This is a genomic window from Streptomyces sp. WELS2, assembly GCF_013870595.1.
Taxonomy (GTDB): Bacteria; Actinomycetota; Actinomycetes; order Streptomycetales; family Streptomycetaceae; genus Streptomyces.
On sequence record NZ_JACBWZ010001002.1, the window covers coordinates 1 to 2,041 of the forward strand.

A 2,041-nucleotide genomic window follows, 5' to 3' on the forward strand; every position below is an offset into this window, starting at 1 on the left:
GGCCGCGCGGTCTCGCCACAGGCCGGGCCATGACCGGCTGCCTCACGGTGGGGTGGGTGGCGCGGGGAGGTCGCCGTGCCGGGGGTGTAACCCGGTGCGACCCGGGGCCGTAACACGCCGGACGCACGCTGGCGGCATGGAGAAGACCTCGACGCCCACCCACTGCCCGTACTGCGCCCTGCAGTGCGGGATGAACATCACGCCCCTGCCCCAGGGGGGCGTCGAGGTCACCGAACGCGCGGACTTCCCGGTCAACCGGGGCGCGCTGTGCGGCAAGGGCCGTACGGCGGCCGAGGTGCTGTCCCCGGCGGTACGGCTGACCACCCCGCTGGTGCGGGAGGGCGGCCGGCTGGTGGAGGCGGGCTGGACGGAGGCGCTGGACCGGATCGCCGGGCGGCTGGCCGCGACCCGGGAGCGGCACGGCCCGGACGCGCTCGGCGTGTTCGGCGGCGGCGGGCTGACCAACGAGAAGGCGTACGCGCTGGGCAAGTTCGCCCGGGTGGTGCTCGGCACCTCGCAGATCGACTACAACGGCCGGTTCTGCATGTCGTCGGCCGCGGCGGCGGGCACCAAGGCGTTCGGGCTGGACCGTGGGCTGCCGTTCCCGCTGGAGGACGTCCCGAGGACGGGGTGTGTGATCCTCGTCGGCTCCAACCTGGCCGAGACCATGCCGCCGTCGCTGCGGTTCTTCACCGAGCTGCGGGAGAACGGCGGCACGCTGATCGTCGTCGACCCGCGCCGGACGAGGACGGCACAGCAGGCGGACCTGCACCTCGCGCCCCGCCCCGGCACCGACCTGGCCCTCGCCCTCGGCCTGTTGCACCTGGTGGTGGCCGAGGGGCGCACGGACGAGGAGTACATCCGGGAGCGGACCACGGGCTGGGAGGAGGCCCGGGCCGCGGCGATGGCGCACTGGCCGGAGTACGTGGAACGGATCACCGGCGTCCCGGTTCCCCTGCTGCGCGAGGCCGTACGGATGTTCTGCGAACCCGAGGCGGCGATGGTGCTCACCGCGCGCGGACCGGAACAGCAGTCCAAGGGCACGGACACGGTGGGCGCGTGGATCAACCTGTGCCTGGCGACCGGCCGGGCGGGGCGCCCGCTGTCCGGGTACGGCTGCCTGACCGGGCAGGGCAACGGCCAGGGCGGCCGCGAACACGGCCAGAAGGCCGACCAGTTGCCCGGCTACCGCAAGCTGGACGACCCGGTGGCGCGGCGGCACGTGGCGGGGGTGTGGGGCGTGGACCCGGACAGCCTGCCGGGCCCGGGGCGCAGCGCGTACGAACTCCTCGACGCGCTCGGCACGGACGTGCGGGCGCTGCTGCTGATGGGTTCCAACCCGGTGGTGTCGGCCCCGCGCGCGGCCCACGTCGAGGAGCGGCTGCGCTCGCTGGACTTCCTGGCCGTGGCCGACGTCGTGCTGTCGGAGACGGCGGAGCTGGCGGACGTGGTGCTGCCGGTGACCCAGTGGGCGGAGGAGACGGGCACGACGACCAGCCTGGAGGGCCGGGTGCTGCTGCGCCGCCGGGCACTCGCCCCGCCGCCGGGCGTCCACAGCGACCTGCACGTCCTGCACGAGCTGGCCGGCCGGCTCGGCGTGGAGAAGGGCTTCCCGACCGATCCGGAGGAGGTCTTCGCGGAGCTGCGCCGCGCCAGCGCGGGCGGCCCGGCGGACTACTCGGGCATCACCTACCGCCGCCTGACCGAGGAGAACGGCGTCTTCTGGCCCTGCCCGGAGGAACCGGCCGGGACGACGGGAGCCGACGGCGGGGACACGCCCCCGGTCGCGCGGTCCGGCGGTCCGGCGGGGACCGGCGCGGTGGACGCCTCCCCCGCCTCGGACCCGGTACACCACCCCGGCACCCCCCGCCTGTTCCTCGACCGTTTCGCCACCCCGGACGGGCGGGCCCGGTTCGTGGCCGTGACGCACCGGGCGACCGCCGAGGAGCCGGACGCCGAGTACCCGCTGCTGCTGACCACCGGCCGGGTGGTGTCCCAGTACCAGTCGGGGGCGCAGACCCGGCGCGTGGCGGAGCTGAAC

1 protein-coding gene is annotated in these 2,041 nt (G+C 75.5%); it reads left to right on the plus strand.

All coding sequences use genetic code 11. The annotated features are described in order from the left end of the window. Nucleotides 1–136: 136 nt before the first annotated feature. On the plus strand, nucleotides 137–2,041 hold a 1,905-nt coding region (locus H5J33_RS32825), incomplete at its 3' end, for a molybdopterin oxidoreductase family protein (RefSeq protein WP_181798358.1).